Source organism: Pantoea sp. EKM101V, assembly GCF_011800325.1.
GTDB lineage: Bacteria > Pseudomonadota > Gammaproteobacteria > Enterobacterales > Enterobacteriaceae > Pantoea > Pantoea anthophila.
Genome location: NZ_JAALFP010000016.1, coordinates 1 through 14863, shown reverse-complemented (window position 1 = coordinate 14863; position 14863 = coordinate 1). Strand labels below are relative to the sequence as shown.

Sequence of the window (14863 nt, the reverse complement as noted above, 5' to 3'; positions counted from 1 at the left end):
TCGGCGTAATAGTGGTCAGTTGCACAATGTGTGACCTGCTTCCCCTCTTTATACTGAAGCTGGCTAATACACCGCATGTAACAGGTCAGATTATGCGAGCCGGACAAGCCGGTGCGCTCGACAGGAGATAGGCGATGACCCCCACAACAGATGAACAGCCGCTCTGCATCAGAGTCCATGAGCATGACAACGTGGCGATTGTGGTCAACACGCTGGGTCTGCCCGCTGGCACGCAGTTTGCGGATGGCCTGACGCTGACGGAACATGTGCCTCAGGGGCATAAAGTCGCGCTGCAGACGATTCACCAGGGAGGGGCGATCGTGCGTTATGGCGAAGTGATCGGCTATGCCGTGCGGGATATTGCCTGCGGCAGCTGGATCGATGAGTCACTGGTGGCGCTGCCGGAGGCGCCGCCGCTGGCGAGCCTGCCGTTAGCCACCCAGGTCCCGCCCGACCTGCCGCCGCTGGAAGGCTACACCTTCGAAGGCTACCGCAATGCGGATGGCAGCGTGGGCACCCGTAACCTGCTCGGCATCACCACCAGCGTCCACTGTGTGGCGGGTGTGGTGGATCATGTGGTGCAGATCATCGAACGGGAGTTACTGCCGCGCTATCCGAATGTGGATGGCGTGGTCGCGCTGAATCACCTCTACGGCTGCGGCGTGGCAATCAACGCCCCTGCAGCGGTGGTGCCGATTCGCACGATTCACAACCTGGCGCTGAATGCGAATTTCGGCGGTGAAGTGATGGTCATCAGCCTCGGCTGCGAAAAGTTACAGCCGGAGCGTCTGCTGACCGGCACCCCCGACGTGCAGGCGATTTCGCTGGATGATGATGACATCGTGCGTTTGCAGGATGAAAAGCTGGTGGGGTTTGGTGCGATGGTAAAGGCGATTCTGCAGGTGGCAGAGCGTCATCTTCAGCGGCTGAATCAGCGTCAGCGCGAAACCTGTCCCGCCTCGGAACTGATTGTCGGCATGCAGTGCGGCGGCAGCGATGCGTTTTCCGGCGTGACGGCGAATCCGGCGGTGGGGTTCGCCTCGGATCTGCTGGTGCGCTGCGGGGCTACCGTGATGTTTTCTGAGGTCACGGAGGTGCGGGATGCCATTCACCTGCTGACGCCGCGGGTCATTAATGAGGAGGTCGGAAGGCGTTTACTTGAAGAGATGGCCTGGTATGACAATTACCTCGACCAGGGCAACACCGACCGCAGCGCCAATCCGTCACCGGGCAATAAAAAAGGGGGACTGGCGAACGTGGTGGAGAAAGCGCTCGGCTCCATCGCCAAATCGGGGCGCAGCGCCATTGTGGAAGTGCTGTCCCCCGGTCAGCGCCCCACCCGCCGCGGACTGATCTACGCGGCAACGCCCGCCAGCGATTTTGTCTGCGGCACCCAGCAGCTCGCCTCCGGCATTACGCTGCAGGTCTTCACCACCGGTCGCGGCACCCCGTACGGACTGGCGGCCATTCCGGTCATCAAGATGGCAACCCGTAACGCGCTGGCCGAGCGCTGGCACGACCTGATGGATATCAATGCCGGCACGATTGCCACCGGAGAAGAGAGTATTGAGCAGGTCGGCTGGCGGCTGTTTGCGTTAATTCTTGATATCGCCAGTGGCAGGAAGCAGACCTGGTCCGATCGCTGGGGTATCCGTAATCAGCTGGCGGTCTTTAATCCGGCTCCGGTGACGTGAGCCGTGCCCGGCGTCTCCCTGCCGTCAGCTGGCAGAGAGCCCGGGCGAGGCGATCAGAGCAGCGCGCCCCAGGCATCGACCCAGGGCGAGGTCACCGCTTCCGGTTCTGGATTTTCGGTGGCATCCACCAGCAGCACCTCACCGACCCGCTGTGCGCCCTGCTCCTGCAGCAGCGCATCAAAGGCTTTGCCCGCGCCACAGAAGTGGTCGTAACTGCTGTCGCCCAGCGCAATGACGCCATAGCGCAGCGCGGGCTGGTGCCCCAGCTGATCCTTTATGGCATGGAACAGACCGGAAATGGTGTCAGGAAAATCGCCCTGCCCGGTGGTTGAGGTGATGATTAACGCCACATCGCCTGCAAAGGCCTGCCAGTCCGCCAGCGTCGGGTCATCAAACAGGGTCACGCTGTGCCCCTGCTGCTGCAGAATCGGCTCGGCCTCTTCCGCCACCAGCAGCGCATTGCCGTAAACCGTCCCCACAAAAATGCCAATCTTTGCCATCTGATCTCTCCCTTATTCTGAAACGTTATCCTGTCCTGGCGCGGCCTCAAACTCAACCCGCGGCACCTCAGGAATGCAATCCTGCCAGCCAAACTGCGTCATCAGCCTCTGCCAGACGCTATCCAGCCCGGCGCGCAGCACCAGTGGCTCGCCGGTCACCGGGTGGGTCAGGGCCAGGCTGCTGGCGTGCAGCATCAGCCGGTCAGCGCCAAAATGTTGCGCGGCGCCCCGGTTCTGACGCAGGTCGCCATGCGCCGAATCGCCAATAATCGGATGACGCAGGTGGGACATATGACGGCGCAGCTGATGTTTGCGACCGGTTTTAGGTGAGAGCTCAACCAGACTGTAGCGCGAGGTGGGGTAACGGCTGATGGCGACCGGCATCTCGACCGTGGCCAGCGACTGATAGTCGGTGACCGCGGGCTGCGCGGCGCGTGCTTCAGTGACGTGCTTGTCCGCGATTTTGTCCCGCTCTTCAACCAGCGGATAGTCCAGCGTCCCGCTGCTCTCCAGCCAGCCACGCACCACGGCGTGATAGGTTTTCTGCATCTGATGCTGTTCAAACTGCTGAGAAAGCTGGCGGCCAACCTCACTCGATAGCCCCATCAGCAGCACCCCGGAGGTCGGCTTGTCCAGACGATGGGCGGTAAAGACATGCTGGCCGATCTGATCCCGCACGGTCTGCATCACAAACACGGTTTCATGCCGATCCAGCCAGCTGCGATGCACCAGCCAGCCGCTGGGCTTGTTGACCGCAACCAGCCACGCATCCTGATAGAGTATCTCCAGCATCAGTGGGCCGCATCCCTGAGCAACGCATCCAGCTGACGCAGCGTGAGCAGCAGCGGCGCAATGCCGGGCTGGTCAGGCACCAGCGCAACCTCATAATAGGGCGCGACGGCAAAGTTTTGCGGCAGCGGATGGCCGGCCGCCATCAGGGCGTGCATCCGCGGAATCAGCACCCACTGGAGCCATTGCAGCGGCTCAAGCGTATCGAGGCAGAAGGGTTCACGACTCTCCAGCGCCTCCACGGCAGGCGGCGTGCTCTGCCAGAGCTGGTACTCACGCATCACCGCTTCCAGCTGCTCCAGCCGCTGCGTAATCAATTGTTCAGGCGTCATGCGCCTCCTCCGGCTAGCCGTCAAAAAATGGGCGGCAAGCATATCACTTGTTGGCACAGGCACAAAAAAAGGGAGCACTGTATAAACAGTGCTCCCGGTTCGTTTGCAGCCATCCTGCTACGTTAATGCTCCCTGCTCTTCCGTGACAACTTGTCCAGTGCGAACTCCTGTCGCGCATCGTCCTGATGATTCCTAAGCATCCTGGCCCGCCACCTCGTCCGAGGGGCTCCCGTTCTCCATCCTGGAGGTGTCCCTGACTCAATCCTGAGCGATCCTGTTTCATCCTGAAACCTTCCGTGTGCCGTAAGCTCCGTTACGTTCCTGCCTCATGGCTTATCATCATCCTGACGATATCTTTTTCCTGAGCATCCTGCAGTGGGAAATATTTTGACAGAACTCGTTACGCACACAAGTGACTTACAGCTGAACTTTACAAAATGTGCGGCACAAATTCAGATAATCGCCATTAAGTTGATGATTCACAATATTTTTACATTGCAGCCTTCCGGATGGCTCAGATTTTATATAGCGATCTCTTACATCACATGTAAGAGATCTCTCACAAGCGAGGCGGCAAATCACTGCAATTCAGATGATAACCGGTTGTAATGACTTAAGAAACATCTCAAGATTTTCCGCAATAATCTGGCGCTGTTTACGGCCAGGCTGTTCCAGAATCACCTCGCCAGTCAGGTTAGAGAGGGAGACGATCTCCTCGTCTGACGCCGTCGTGGCGATAAACAGCGTCGGTGACTGTCGGAGGCGGCGCTGCATAACCAGATGCCCAATCAGGTTCTCCTGAAGCCGCAGGAAATCCTCTTCACTCCACACCTGCAACAGCGTCAGCTGATTCTCACCATGACGCGCCAGCATGTCGCCGGCAAACTGGGTGGTATAGAAGGCGGTAACTGATGGCTGCAGCTGCAGATCCACGGCCCGCTCTACTCCATCCAGTGTCGGCGGCAGACTAAAAGGCTGCGGCTGCCAGATGACCTGCTCCTCGCGCTCCTCCAGCGCGCAGGGCGACGCGACGCCGGCGAGATCGCGGCTGGCCGGAGCATGACCCCTCTGCGCCAGCCAGTGCTGGCAGTAACGGGTGGTAAAGTCGCGCAACGCGGCGGCAGTTTGCTGCATCATTCATATTCTCACTTCTGATGGGTTACACTTAGCCACTTTGATGAATTCTGGTGGTAACCGCAATGACTACACACGAACAGGATCAGGCACTCAGCAACCTGACGCTGGGCAAGCCCACAGCCTATCACGATCGCTATGACAATGGCTTATTGCAGGCGGTGCCGCGCAGCCTGAACCGCGAACCTCTTGGCCTGTTTCCTGAAAGTCTGCCGTTTACCGGCGGCGATATCTGGACGCTGTATGAGCTCTCCTGGCTGAACAGCAAGGGGCTGCCGCAGGTTGCCGTGGGTGAAGTGGTGCTGGATGCGCATAGCCGCAACCTCATCGAGTCGAAAAGCTTCAAGCTCTATCTCAACAGTTTCAACCAGACCCGCTTTGCCGACTGGGGTGAGGTGCGTCAGACGCTGGAGCGCGATCTCCGCGCCTGTGCTGAAGGTGACGTGCGGGTGGCGCTGTTCCGTCTGAATGAAATCGAAGGACAGCCGATCGGCCATTTTGAGGGGAGCTGCATTGATGAGCAGGATATCGCTATCGAGGATTATCGCTTTAACGCTGACTATCTGGCCGATGCCGCAGGCAGCGAAATCGTGGAAGAGACGCTGGTCAGCCATCTGCTCAAATCAAACTGCCTGATTACCCATCAGCCCGACTGGGGCTCGGTGATGATCCGCTACAAAGGTCCGCGCATTCACCGCGAAGCGCTGCTGCGTTATCTGGTCTCCTTCCGCCAGCACAACGAATTTCATGAACAGTGTGTCGAACGCATCTTTAACGATGTGATGCGGTTCTGCCACCCGGAAGCGCTGACGGTCTATGCGCGCTACACGCGGCGCGGCGGGCTGGACATCAACCCATGGCGCACGAATGTGCCCTTCTCGCCCGGTTTTTCGCGTCTGGTGCGTCAGTAGTTTGCGAGAGCTCTCGCAGGCTGCATGAAGGAAGCGCAGTTCCGCTTGAGCTGGGCGGGCCGACAAGGCTACTCTGGTGATGGCGGCAATCTGCGGGTTGCCGACCAGGGATTTTCGTCACTGCCGTTGCAGTGCCAACACGCACCCAGGCGGGTGTAAAGGAGTTCATTTGATTACCCATATCAGCCCCCTTGGCTCAATGGATCTGCTCTCGCAGCTGGAAGTCGATATGCTCAAGCGCACCGCCAGCAGCGACCTCTATCAGCTGTTCCGCAATTGCTCTCTGGCCGTGCTTAACTCTGGCAGCCAGACTGACAGCAGCCACGAACTGCTCTCCCGCTTTGAAAACTTCGACATCAACGTGCTGCGCCGTGAGCGTGGCGTCAAACTGGAGCTGATCAACCCACCGGAAGAGGCCTTTGTGGATGGCCGCATCATCCGCTCCCTGCAGGCGAACCTGTTTGCGGTACTGCGCGACATCCTGTTTGTCAGCGGCCAGCTCGCCATGCCGGGGCGCTTAACCGCGGGTGAAGAGAATGACTCCGCCACGATCACCAACACCGTTTTCTCCATTCTGCGTAATGCACGGGCACTGCACATCGGTGAGTACCCCAACACCGTGGTCTGCTGGGGCGGTCACTCCATTAACGCGGTTGAATATCAGTATTGCCGCAATGTCGGCACACAGCTGGGCCTGCGTGAGCTGAATATCTGTACCGGCTGCGGACCCGGCGTCATGGAAGCCCCGATGAAAGGGGCCGCCGTCGGCCATGCGCAGCAGCGCTACCGTGACAGCCGCTTTATTGGTCTCACCGAACCCTCAATTATTGCGGCGGAACCGCCTAACCCGCTGGTCAATGAGCTGATCATCATGCCGGACATTGAGAAGCGTCTGGAAGCCTTTGTGCGTATTGCCCACGGCATTATCATTTTCCCGGGCGGGGTCGGCACCGCCGAAGAGCTGCTCTACCTGCTGGGCATTCTGATGAACCCGCAGAACAAGGACCAGGTGCTGCCGCTGATCCTGACCGGACCGGAAGAGAGTGCCGACTACTTCCGCGTGCTGGATGATTTCATTGTTAACACGCTGGGCGAGCAGGCGCGTAAGCATTATCAGATCATCATTAATGATGCAGCCGAAGTGGCGCGTCTGATGAAGAAAGCGATGCCGCAGGTCAAAGAGAATCGTCGCGAAACCGGCGATGCGTATAGTTTCAACTGGTCCATCCGCATCGAGCCCGATCTGCAGATCCCTTTCCTGCCGACCCATGAAAACATGGCGAACCTCAATCTCTACACCAACCAGCCTCCTGAAAAGCTGGCTGCTGACCTGCGCCGGGCCTTCTCAGGCATCGTAGCCGGTAACGTGAAAGAGATCGGGATCCGCGAAATCCGTGAGAAGGGACGTTACCGGCTGCATGGCGATGCCGACATCATGCACCGCATGGACGAGCTGCTGCAGGGCTTCGTTGCTCAGCAGCGTATGAAACTGCCCGGCACCGCCTACATCCCCTGCTACGAAATCATTAAATAAACCAGGAGGCAGCCCATCGGGCTGCCCGGACTCTCATGGCTCTTCATCTTGTTATTGTTGATGCGCTGAACCTGATACGCCGTCTCCATGCGGTTCAGGGCTCCCCCTGTGTCGAAGGCTGCGTCGCCGCGCTGCGTCAGGTCTTAGGCCACACCCGCCCGACGCACGCCGTGGCCGTATTTGATGGCGACGCGCGTCATCAGGGCTGGCGTCATCAGCTGTTAGCCGATTACAAAAGCGGGCGTCCGCCGATGCCTGAGGATTTGCAGGCGGAGATGCCGGCGCTGCAGGAAGCCTTTCGTGCCGCCGGGGTAAGCTGCTGGATGGCGGGCGAGGATGAGGCAGATGATCTGGCGGCGACGCTGGCGGTCAAAATGGCCCAGGCCGGCCATCAGGCCACTATTGTCTCCACGGATAAAGGCTACTGCCAGTTGCTGGCTCCGGAAATCCGCATCCGCGATTACTTCCAGAAGCGCTGGCTCGACCAGCCCTTTATCGACGCCGAATTTGGCGTTCCCCCGCAGCGGTTGCCCGACTTCTGGGGATTATGCGGGATCAGCAGCAGTAAGATCCCGGGTGTCAGCGGTATCGGCCCGAAAAGCGCGAAACAGCTGCTCGCAGAGTTTCACACGCTGGAGGGGATCTATCAGCAACTCGATAAGGTGCCGGCTAAATGGCGGGAAAAGCTCGCGGAAGGACAGCAGATGGCTGAAATCAGCCGTCAGGTCGCGACGCTGAAACGGGATCTGCTGCTGGCAGGCAATCTGAACACGCTGCGTTATCGTGGCTGAGTGCCGCAACACTCAGCCCGGTGATTAACGTTCGTCGCGACGCCCCCCTGTGGCGGCCCAGATGCGACGGACGTGCACCGTCACCTCTTCGCGATCGTGATAGAGCTGACGCGCCTGGATCTGAGCATTGATGCCGTTCTCATTCAGCCTCTCCTGAAGCATCGCCAGATTCTGCGTTACCTCTTCATAACGCTTTTTCATCGGCAACTTGAGGTTGAAGATCGCTTCACGGCACCAGCCGTTGACCAGCCAGTCGGCCATCAGATTTGCCACGCGAACCGGTTTCTCCACCATGTCACACACCAGCCAGCTGATATTGGTGCGTGGCGGACGGAACTTAAAACCGTCCGCTTTTTCGTGCATCACCTGACCGGTTTCCATCAGGCTCGGGGCCATCGGACCGTTGTCGACCGCGTAAACCATCATGCTGCGTCTGACCAGCTGATAGGTCCAGCCGCCCGGACAGGCACCCAGATCGACGGCGTACATACCGCTGGCTAAGCGCTCATCCCACTCATCGGCCGGAATAAAGACGTGAAACGCCTCTTCCAGCTTCAGGGTGGAGCGGCTTGGCGCATCCGATGGAAACTTAAGGCGCGGAATCCCCATGTAAAACGGCGAGCTGTTTTCCGGCAGGGAGTAGCCGACATAACAGGTGCCTGGTGCGATGAAGAAGACATGCACCACCGGCCGTTTCGGGCTTTCGTAGTTGAGCAGGATCTTACTTTCACGCAGGGCCGCGCGCAGCGGCACGGTAAACTTACGGCAGAATTTGGTCAGCTCTTTGGCTTCGTTGGTGTCCGGCACTTCAACACGCAGTTCGCCGCCCTTCTCAACAACGCCGGTCAGCATACCGACAATCGGCGTAATGCGATCCTCCTGCGGCAGGTCGCGCAGCAGTTCGCCCACGACCAGCATCTGCCGGGCAAAGATCAGCTCCTGGAACGGCAGTTCCCGCACCAGACGCTCAGCATCTTCAAACTGATAGCACTCAAAGAGCACATAGCCGGCATCCTCTTTGACCCGCGGAAAACCGTAAACTTCACGTTCTGCCGCTTTGGCGCTGATTTCCGCCGCGCACTCTTTTTCAAAACCGGGACGACAATAGAGTAAAACTTTATTCATGGCGTTCTGCCTTTCGTTTAAGACGCAGCGCGCCAATCAACATCAATACCCAACCGGCGAGGAAACAGATTCCGCCCACGGGGGTGATAAAAACCCAAAACTTCAGATGCGACAGCGCCAGACAGTAGAGGCTGCCGCTGAACAGCACGGTGCCGAGCGCCATCAGCGCACTGCTCCAGTAAAACCAGATATTGGCACGGCGCAACATCGCCGCCCCCAGGCCCATCACCGCGAGCGTATGATAAGCCTGATATTCCAGCCCGGTATGAATCCAGGCCATTTCAGCCGCGCCCAGCGACTGACGTAAAACGTGGGCACCAAATGCGCCAAAAGCCACCAGCAGAAAACCGCTGATAGCCGCAAAAACAAACATGGCACGACTGGACATTAACCGATCCTCAGGGTGCTTTTGCATCGTAATGCAAATAAATCAAGATGTTATTGTTGGTAACGAAAGCGGAATTTTTCTTGTTCGGTTGCGGCTTTTGCCAGGATCCACTGTCGGAAGGCCGCTATTTTACCCAGTTCTGCCTGACTGTCATGACAAACCAGATAAAAAGCATTTTTACTGACTAAGACATCATTAAACGGACAGATTAACCGCCCCGCTTCGATTTCGCTCTGCGCCATGACATTATTTGCCAGCGCCACGCCCTGACCATGAATCGCCGCCTGCAGCACCATGGCGCTGTGGCTGAAGATCGGCCCCTGCTGCACATTAATATGCTGCAGGCCGAGTTGCCGGATATAGGATTGCCAGTCACGGCGGGAGGCATCATGCAGCAGCGTAAAGCGCGACAGGTCCATCGGCGTTTTCAGCGGATTATCGCCGGTCATCAGCGACGGTGAACAGACCGGCAGCAGATATTCGGCATAGAGTTTTTCCACCCGCAGCCCCGGCCAGTTACCGCGTCCGTAAAAGATCGCCACGTCGACATCGTCGGCCAGTTTTTCTTCGTCGCGGTCTACGGCCTGGATGCGCACATCGATCCCCGGATAAGCCATATTAAAGCTGGAGAGACGGGGAACCAGCCACTGAATGGCAAAGCTCGGCAGTAAACTGACGGTCAGCGCCCCCTTGGCGCTGCGCGCCTGCAGCTTGCGGGTCGCTTCGTTTATCGCCGAGAAGATCTCTTTGATATCGAGGTAGTAGCTTTGTCCTTCTTCCGTCAGTAATAACGAACGATTCCTCCGTCTGAACAGCTTTAACCCGAGAAAATCTTCCAGAGACTTTATCTGATGGCTTACAGCTGCCTGGGTGACAAACAGCTCTTCAGCGGCTTTGGTAAAGCTGAGATGACGCGCAGCCGCGTCAAAAACACGCAGTGCGTTGAGAGGAGGAAGGCGTTTCGACATGGTTTTCCGTATCCGGATCGGCGAAAAATACGCGGGCTTATACAAAGCGTTTACGTATTAGAATTTTTAATCCGAGGCATTATAATTTGTCCGTTGAGGAACCACCAGCAAATACCTATAGTTGCCGCACTTCCTGAGCCGGAACGAAAAGTTTTTAGATTTGTGAGTGAGTTCGCAGATTTTCTGAAAGCTTTTGGCTTGTGGTCGTGATGTTGTGTTTGCAATTTTTTGATCCGACGATTGCGGATCGAACTCTTAATTCCTGTAGATTTACCCTGTCTGTCCATAGTGATTTTAAATAGCACCGCAAATTGCGGTGCTTTTTTTTGCTGCTTACTGGCCCATCTCAACCATCTCTTTGACGTCAGTACGGTTAATCTGCTGCTCGTTGCCATTCGCATCTTTATAGCTGATCATACCGGTATCATCATCAACCTTAGGCTTGCCATCAGCAACAATGGTGCGTCCATCATTGGTATGCATCACGTAATTGCTTGAACAGCCCGCCAGGGTAAAAGCCAGAGTACACACGGCCAGCACTGCGGTAAGTTTATTCATCTGCTATCTCCTTGTAGATTGATTGCATCAAACCACCCGCGTTACGCTAACCAGAGGCAGCCGATAAGTGAGATCGACCAGTGAACGTCCGATCGTTATGCGGGTTTGGTTCAAACCTTGCAATATTCAGCATAACGCGCTTTTCCAGCTTTGCCAGACGCCGACCACGCTTTCAGTGTGGTCCTGATTATTCACACTATGAGCCAGGCATGACCGCATTTAATCCCACCGCATTTCGCCAGCAGTTTCCCGCACTCGCCGACGCCGGTGTCTATCTCGACAGCGCAGCGACCACGCTGAAACCCCAGGCTGTTATTGAGAGTACGCAGCAGTTTTACAGCCTGAGTGCGGGCACGGTGCACCGCAGTCAGTTTGCCGCCGCGCAGGCCCTGACCCAGCGCTATGAGCAGGCGCGATCTCAGGTTGCCCGCTGGCTTAACGCCGCGGACGATCGTGAGATCGTCTGGACACGCGGCACCACCGAAGCGATCAATCTGGTGGCAAACAGCTGGCTGCGTCCGCGCTTACAGCCCGGCGACGAGATTGTGGTCAGCGAAGCAGAGCATCACGCAAACCTGGTGCCCTGGCTGATGGCCGCCCAGGCCTGCGGTGCGCGCGTGGTGAAATGGCCCTTAGGGCCGGACCGGCTGCCCGATATCGGCCTGTTGCCCGCCCTGCTGAACCGCCGCACCCGCCTGCTGGCGGTCGGCCAGATGTCGAACGTTACTGGCGGTTGTCCCGATCTCGCCCGGGCGATTCAGCTGGCGCACGATGTGGGTGCCAGGGTGATGGTCGATGGCGCGCAGGGGGTGGTGCACTGCCCGCCCGATCTGCAGGCGCTGGATATCGACTTTTACGCCTTTTCCGGCCATAAAATTTACGCGCCGATGGGCATCGGTGCGCTCTATGGTAAAGCTGAACTGCTGGAGGCGATGGAACCCTGGCAGGGCGGCGGCAAGATGATTACCGATGTCGATTTTACGGGCTTTACGCCGCAGCCGGTGCCGTGGCGCTTCGAGGCAGGAACACCGAATGTGGCGGGCGTGGTGGGCTTAAGTGCCGCGCTGAGCTGGCTGTCGCAGTACGACCTGACGCAGATGGAGCGCTGGAGCCAGCAGCTGGCAACGCTGGCCGAGGAGCAGCTGGCGGAGCTGCCGGGTTTCCGCAGCTTCCGCTGTGGCAGTGCCAGCCTGCTGGCCTTTGATTTTGCCGATCAGCATCACAGCGATCTGGTGACGCTGCTGGCCGAACAGGGCATCGCGCTGCGGGCCGGTCAGCACTGTGCGCAGCCGCTGCTGGCGGCGCTGGGCGTCAGCGGCACGCTGCGGGCTTCTTTTGCCCCCTATAATAACCTGCAGGATGTTGATGCGCTGGTGCGCGCCATGAAGAGCGCCGTCGCGCTGTTATCGGAGTTTTGATTATGTGTTCATCGCTGTTAGCGCCACACCCGTTTGGCGAGCAGATTACCGTTGCCAGCCTGACAGAGCGTTTCAGCCACTTTCATCAGTGGGAAGATCGCTATCGTCAGCTGATTCAGCTGAGTCGTCAGCTGCCGGCTCTGCCGGAGGCGCTGAAAACCGCGGACATTGAGCTGAGCGGCTGTGAAAACCGGGTCTGGCTGGGCAGCCAGCTGCGTGAGGATGGCGCGCTGCATTTCTACGGTGACAGCGAAGGACGCATCGTACGTGGCCTGCTGGCGGTACTGCTGACCGCCGTTGAGGGCCGGATGCCTGACCAGCTGCTGGCAGACGATCCCCTGACGCTGTTTGATACGCTGGGACTGCGCGCTCAGCTCAGTGCTTCACGCAGCAGTGGCCTGCAGGCGCTGGCCGACGCCGTCCGGCAGGCCGCGCGTCAGGCGCTGACGGCATCCTGACGGGCTGCGCGCGCCAGAAATTTCTTCAGCGCGTGCGAAACGGCGACAAAGCCAAAGCTGGCGGTCACCATGGTGGCCGCACCAAAGCCAGACGAACAGTCCATTCTCTTTGGCCCTTCTGCCGTGGCGCGTGACGCACAGACGCTGCCATCCGCCTGCGGATAGACCAGCGCTTCGGTGGAAAAAACGCAGTCGATGCCCAGTTTTCCTTTGCTGTTTTTCACCACGCCCAGACCTTTCAGTCGCTCACGCAGCTTTGCCGCCAGCGGATCCTGGATGGTCTTCGCCAGATCGGCGACCTGGATCTGGGTGGGATCAATCTGCCCGCCTGCGCCACCGGTGGTGATCAGCGGGATCTTATTGCGGCGACACCAGGCGATCAGCGCCGCTTTAGGCCGCACGCTGTCGATCGCGTCAATCACGTAGTCGAAACCGGCTGCCATCAGTTCCGCGGTGTTATCGGGCGTAATAAAGTCATCAATGCAGATCACGTCACAGTCAGGATTGATGGCGCGCAGACGGTCAGCCATCACCTCTGTTTTCGCCTTACCGACGTTGCCCTGCAGCGCATGAAGCTGCCGGTTGGTGTTGGTGATGCAGACATCATCCATATCAATCAGGGTAATTTTGCCAATGCCGGTGCGCACCAGCGCCTCTGCGGCCCAGGAGCCGACGCCACCGATACCGATCACGCAGAAGTGAGCGTCAGCAAACCGTTGCAGCGCATCCTGACCATAGAGACGCGCCGTGCCGCCAAAGCGCTGATGCCAGGCGTCGTTTAACACTTTCATAGTTGAACCTGTTACGTCGTGCGGGCCCGCAGGCCCGCAGAGAAGAAATCAGTTAGCGCCCAGAAGCAGTGAACCACTGTTGCCGTTTTGCGGGCTGGAGAACAGCGGCTGACCGGCCCCCGGCGCGGCCTTGAGCACCCAGACGCGTCCGTAGTGATTATAGAAGCCCGCCAGATGCGCCGCGTCCGGGCCGATACCCTGATAGATATCAAAGTGCTGCCCTTTAATCGCACCGCCCACGTCGAGGGCCACCATCAGGCGCATCTCATACTTGCCGTTGAATTTGCCCTTCTCATTCAACTGTGGCACTTCCGCCAGCAGTACCGTGCCTGCCGGAATAATAGAGCGGTCAGAAGCCACAGAGGCTTTCGCTACCAGCGGCACCGCACTGGCACCGCGCACCGGCGTGAAAGGCTCCGCCTTAAAGAAGACGAAAGAGGGGTTTGTCTCCAGCAGCGCACGCACTTCCTGCGGCGAGTGCTCCTGCGCCCACTGACGAATCGCCTGCATCGACATATCTTCGCGCTTCACTTCACCGCGATCGATCAGCTCCTTACCAATGCTGTGATAACCCCAGCCATTTTTACCGGCGTAACCAAAGAAGCTCATCGGGCGACCATCGCCAAAGTCGACGTAGCCACTGCCCTGCACATCCATCATGAAGTTATCAATCAGCGAGTTGCTGTAGGCGATGATGTAGCGGTCATCGAGTGCGCCACTATAGATAGAGGCACGGCTCGGGAGTTTTGCACCACGTTTGCGCGGCGGCATGCGGTAAATCGGATACTGGAATTCACCCTGGCGGGTGTAGCGCGCCTGCACCACCGGCGTATAGTAACCGGTAAACTGCACGTTACCGTAGTTATCCGTGCCCTCCATCTGCCAGGCGTTCAGCCCGTACTGACGAAGCTGGCGGGTGTCGGCGCCCGCCATCAGCCAGCTCTCAATCGCGCTGTAGGTGCCGTTCTGGCGACCATAGAGCGCAGACGAGGCGGACTGAATCTGACGAACCTGCTCGCCAAAGTCCCGGCCATTGACCGGCGCGCCTTTGGCATTGGGCTGATTCACCAGCGCCAGCGGCTGTTCCAGTTTGCCATCTTTATATTGCTGACCGCGATCGGTCGGTTTAGAGCTACAGGCCGCCAGCAGCGTAATCAACGCGCCAGTGAGTGCATACTTCACCCAATGTAATTTCATTCTCTTCTCTTTTTATAACTGTTCGCCCCGCGACGATAGCAAAGCCCCCGGCAGAATGAAATGCATCCGCTTTGACCTCGCGCGGAACAGTTCAATAATTAGCCAGATGGGGGAATCCTTCAGCAACTGGCTGTTAATTTGGCTTTTATCTGCAAAAAGGGGTTGCATCAATCAGCGCGGAGAGTATAGTGCGCTTCCACGGACGCGGGGTGGAGCAGCCTGGTAGCTCGTCGGGCTCATAACCCGAAGGTCGTCGGTTCAAATCCGGCCCCCGC

The 14863-nt window shown here is 58.3% G+C and carries 16 protein-coding genes; 6 read left to right on the top strand and 10 right to left on the bottom strand.

Translation table 11 applies throughout. From position 1 onward, the window contains the following. Positions 1-134 precede the first annotated feature (134 nt). On the top strand, positions 135-1694 hold the full coding sequence (gene garD, locus HFD92_RS19590; protein ID WP_167429532.1) for a galactarate dehydratase: 1560 nt from the start codon (positions 135-137) through the stop codon (positions 1692-1694). A gap of 53 nt (positions 1695-1747) precedes the next feature. Here garD and HFD92_RS19585 read toward each other — a convergent pair whose 3' ends face one another. The 4 genes from HFD92_RS19585 to syd all read right to left on the bottom strand — a co-directional run bounded on the left by HFD92_RS19585 (position 1748) and on the right by syd (position 4452). Then, positions 1748-2194, bottom strand: a complete 447-nt coding sequence (locus HFD92_RS19585; RefSeq protein ID WP_167429531.1) for a flavodoxin — start codon at positions 2192-2194, stop codon at positions 1748-1750. 12 nt (positions 2195-2206) lie between these two features. Beyond that, the gene (gene truC / locus HFD92_RS19580) at positions 2207-2986 is read right to left on the bottom strand and encodes a tRNA pseudouridine(65) synthase TruC (RefSeq protein WP_167429530.1); all 780 of its coding nucleotides are present in this window, start codon (positions 2984-2986) and stop codon (positions 2207-2209) included. After that, complete coding sequence (locus HFD92_RS19575) at positions 2986-3315, bottom strand: YqcC family protein (RefSeq protein WP_046102467.1); 330 nt, start codon at positions 3313-3315, stop codon at positions 2986-2988. Before HFD92_RS19575 ends, truC begins: the two co-directional genes overlap by 1 nt. 588 nt (positions 3316-3903) lie before the next feature. Continuing rightward, the gene (syd, locus tag HFD92_RS19570; RefSeq protein ID WP_009086995.1) at positions 3904-4452 is read right to left on the bottom strand and encodes a SecY-interacting protein; all 549 of its coding nucleotides are present in this window, start codon (positions 4450-4452) and stop codon (positions 3904-3906) included. A gap of 62 nt (positions 4453-4514) precedes the next feature. Between syd and queF the strand changes: the two genes are divergently transcribed. From queF to xni, 3 genes are all read left to right on the top strand, one after another. Then, complete coding sequence (gene queF, locus HFD92_RS19565) at positions 4515-5360, top strand: NADPH-dependent 7-cyano-7-deazaguanine reductase QueF (protein WP_154929330.1); 846 nt, start codon at positions 4515-4517, stop codon at positions 5358-5360. A 169-nt stretch (positions 5361-5529) separates the two neighbouring features. Further along, positions 5530-6894, top strand: coding sequence for a nucleotide 5'-monophosphate nucleosidase PpnN (ppnN, locus tag HFD92_RS19560; protein ID WP_009086997.1), 1365 nt, complete (start codon positions 5530-5532; stop codon positions 6892-6894). 35 nt (positions 6895-6929) lie between these two features. Next, positions 6930-7685, top strand: a complete 756-nt coding sequence (gene xni, locus HFD92_RS19555; protein ID WP_046102470.1) for a flap endonuclease Xni — start codon at positions 6930-6932, stop codon at positions 7683-7685. Between the two features lie 24 nt (positions 7686-7709). Here the strand turns inward: xni and rlmM are convergent, their stop codons facing one another. The 4 genes from rlmM to HFD92_RS19535 form a co-directional block, all read right to left on the bottom strand. Further along, positions 7710-8810 (bottom strand): 23S rRNA (cytidine(2498)-2'-O)-methyltransferase RlmM, encoded by a 1101-nt coding sequence (gene rlmM, locus HFD92_RS19550; protein WP_009086999.1) that lies wholly within the window; start codon positions 8808-8810, stop codon positions 7710-7712. Further along, positions 8803-9198 (bottom strand): DUF423 domain-containing protein, encoded by a 396-nt coding sequence (locus HFD92_RS19545; protein WP_009087000.1) that lies wholly within the window; start codon positions 9196-9198, stop codon positions 8803-8805. The genes rlmM and HFD92_RS19545 overlap by 8 nt, the downstream gene beginning before the upstream one ends. Before the next feature lie 50 nt (positions 9199-9248). Continuing rightward, entirely contained in the window at positions 9249-10166 is a 918-nt protein-coding gene (locus HFD92_RS19540) for a transcriptional regulator GcvA (RefSeq protein ID WP_046102471.1), read from the bottom strand. 333 nt (positions 10167-10499) lie between these two features. After that, the gene (locus HFD92_RS19535; protein WP_009087002.1) at positions 10500-10724 is read right to left on the bottom strand and encodes a YgdI/YgdR family lipoprotein; all 225 of its coding nucleotides are present in this window, start codon (positions 10722-10724) and stop codon (positions 10500-10502) included. 209 nt (positions 10725-10933) lie between these two features. On the opposite strand from HFD92_RS19535, the gene csdA reads away from it, so the two are divergent. Together csdA and csdE are read left to right on the top strand one after the other, a co-directional pair. Next, a complete protein-coding gene (gene csdA, locus HFD92_RS19530) occupies positions 10934-12142 on the top strand; it encodes a cysteine desulfurase CsdA (RefSeq protein WP_058958273.1) in 1209 nt (402 codons plus the stop codon). Positions 12143-12144: 2 nt separating this feature from the next. Continuing rightward, positions 12145-12600, top strand: a complete 456-nt coding sequence (gene csdE, locus HFD92_RS19525) for a cysteine desulfurase sulfur acceptor subunit CsdE (RefSeq protein ID WP_046102473.1) — start codon at positions 12145-12147, stop codon at positions 12598-12600. On the opposite strand, the gene tcdA is transcribed toward csdE, so the two are convergent. Further along, on the bottom strand, positions 12579-13391 hold the full coding sequence (gene tcdA, locus HFD92_RS19520; protein ID WP_167429529.1) for a tRNA cyclic N6-threonylcarbamoyladenosine(37) synthase TcdA: 813 nt from the start codon (positions 13389-13391) through the stop codon (positions 12579-12581). The two genes, csdE and tcdA, sit on opposite strands and share 22 nt — an antisense overlap. Before the next feature lie 48 nt (positions 13392-13439). Beyond that, complete coding sequence (gene mltA, locus HFD92_RS19515; protein ID WP_009087006.1) at positions 13440-14588, bottom strand: murein transglycosylase A; 1149 nt, start codon at positions 14586-14588, stop codon at positions 13440-13442. Positions 14589-14863: the final 275 nt, after the last annotated feature.

Coding starts and splice junctions, on each gene's coding strand:
- rlmM (WP_009086999.1), bottom strand. CDS start 8,810: ATGAATAAAGTTTTACTCTATTGTCGTCCCGGTTTTGAAAAAGAGTGC.
- csdA (WP_058958273.1), top strand. CDS start 10,934: ATGACCGCATTTAATCCCACCGCATTTCGCCAGCAGTTTCCCGCACTC.
- mltA (WP_009087006.1), bottom strand. CDS start 14,588: ATGAAATTACATTGGGTGAAGTATGCACTCACTGGCGCGTTGATTACG.
- tcdA (WP_167429529.1), bottom strand. CDS start 13,391: ATGAAAGTGTTAAACGACGCCTGGCATCAGCGCTTTGGCGGCACGGCG.
- queF (WP_154929330.1), top strand. CDS start 4,515: ATGACTACACACGAACAGGATCAGGCACTCAGCAACCTGACGCTGGGC.
- HFD92_RS19535 (WP_009087002.1), bottom strand. CDS start 10,724: ATGAATAAACTTACCGCAGTGCTGGCCGTGTGTACTCTGGCTTTTACC.
- HFD92_RS19540 (WP_046102471.1), bottom strand. CDS start 10,166: ATGTCGAAACGCCTTCCTCCTCTCAACGCACTGCGTGTTTTTGACGCG.
- HFD92_RS19545 (WP_009087000.1), bottom strand. CDS start 9,198: ATGTCCAGTCGTGCCATGTTTGTTTTTGCGGCTATCAGCGGTTTTCTG.
- HFD92_RS19575 (WP_046102467.1), bottom strand. CDS start 3,315: ATGACGCCTGAACAATTGATTACGCAGCGGCTGGAGCAGCTGGAAGCG.
- HFD92_RS19585 (WP_167429531.1), bottom strand. CDS start 2,194: ATGGCAAAGATTGGCATTTTTGTGGGGACGGTTTACGGCAATGCGCTG.
- truC (WP_167429530.1), bottom strand. CDS start 2,986: ATGCTGGAGATACTCTATCAGGATGCGTGGCTGGTTGCGGTCAACAAG.
- garD (WP_167429532.1), top strand. CDS start 135: ATGACCCCCACAACAGATGAACAGCCGCTCTGCATCAGAGTCCATGAG.
- csdE (WP_046102473.1), top strand. CDS start 12,145: ATGTGTTCATCGCTGTTAGCGCCACACCCGTTTGGCGAGCAGATTACC.
- xni (WP_046102470.1), top strand. CDS start 6,930: ATGGCTCTTCATCTTGTTATTGTTGATGCGCTGAACCTGATACGCCGT.
- syd (WP_009086995.1), bottom strand. CDS start 4,452: ATGATGCAGCAAACTGCCGCCGCGTTGCGCGACTTTACCACCCGTTAC.